Below are 896 nucleotides of genomic sequence, written 5' to 3'. Positions count from 1 at the left end.
CGGCATGCTGGAGGTGCTGCAACGCGCCTTCGCCGGTAATCCTATCCAGCCCACTGCATAGGCGCTGAACAGTCACGAAAACTCTTCGTTGGTCACGCCGCCCTCCTAGAGATCGACAAATATTCGAAAGGATCGTAATGTCGTCAGAGCCGTCCGTGGACGAAATTTTGCAAGGTGTCCCAGGCAAAACTAAGACAAGTAATCAAATACCGAAGGGGCCATCGGATCAACCTTCAGTTGAGGCAATTTTACAGAGCGGGCCGAAACAAGGGGTGAAGGCGGCAAAGAAAGCGACTGACATTTCCCTGACCCCTACTGCACAAAAGGACACGCATACCGAGCCAGTAAAATTCACAAATATTTCGGGCAGATACGCCATTGTAACTAAAATTACTAGGCCGAAAATCGTCCATGACGGTGGATTTGTTGAGCGATACGGTAGACGCGCGCCAACGAAAGCTGATGCTTTTTCAAGAGCGAAATGGAAGGCAAAACTGAACGGAGCCGAGGCCACCTGTGGCCCAATAACTGGACCGCTGAATCCTCTATGTAATTTTGAGGATCAGACAGACGCGACCGCAGCCTATCGATATTTTTGGGAGGGCAAAGGAAAAGACAGATGGGCAATTAGTTACGAAAAATATTTGCGATCCGATCCGTCCGCCTTGAATCTCGTGGGCCAGCTCGTCAACGATTTCATCGGGCACATAGAAGTTATTGGGAAGAATCGCACAACTTTTCAGGTCGTAAGTGGACAATATGCGATCGGCGAGGAAGGTTTTGCACCATATCCCGCCACTGTGAACTGGCAGCGAGCTATAAAGTGGACCCACGAGTCAAGACAAGAATGTATTTAGTTTAGGCTGCGCTTATTTCACATGCAGCTGCCCGGCGCT

General features: G+C 49.9%; 1 protein-coding gene. It reads left to right on the top strand.

All coding sequences use genetic code 11. The features are described from left to right. The first annotated feature begins 155 nt into the window (after nt 1-155). The gene (locus tag ACP7BV_RS27370) at nt 156-857 is read left to right on the top strand and encodes a hypothetical protein (RefSeq protein WP_426108057.1); all 702 of its coding nucleotides are present in this window, start codon (nt 156-158) and stop codon (nt 855-857) included. Nucleotides 858-896 lie beyond the last annotated feature (39 nt).

Source organism: Massilia sp. TSP1-1-2 (genome assembly GCF_049896185.1).
Classification (GTDB): Bacteria; Pseudomonadota; Gammaproteobacteria; order Burkholderiales; family Burkholderiaceae_D; genus Telluria_A.
The sequence above is the reverse complement of the archived record's forward strand: the minus strand, read 5'-3'. Positions and strand labels throughout refer to the sequence as shown.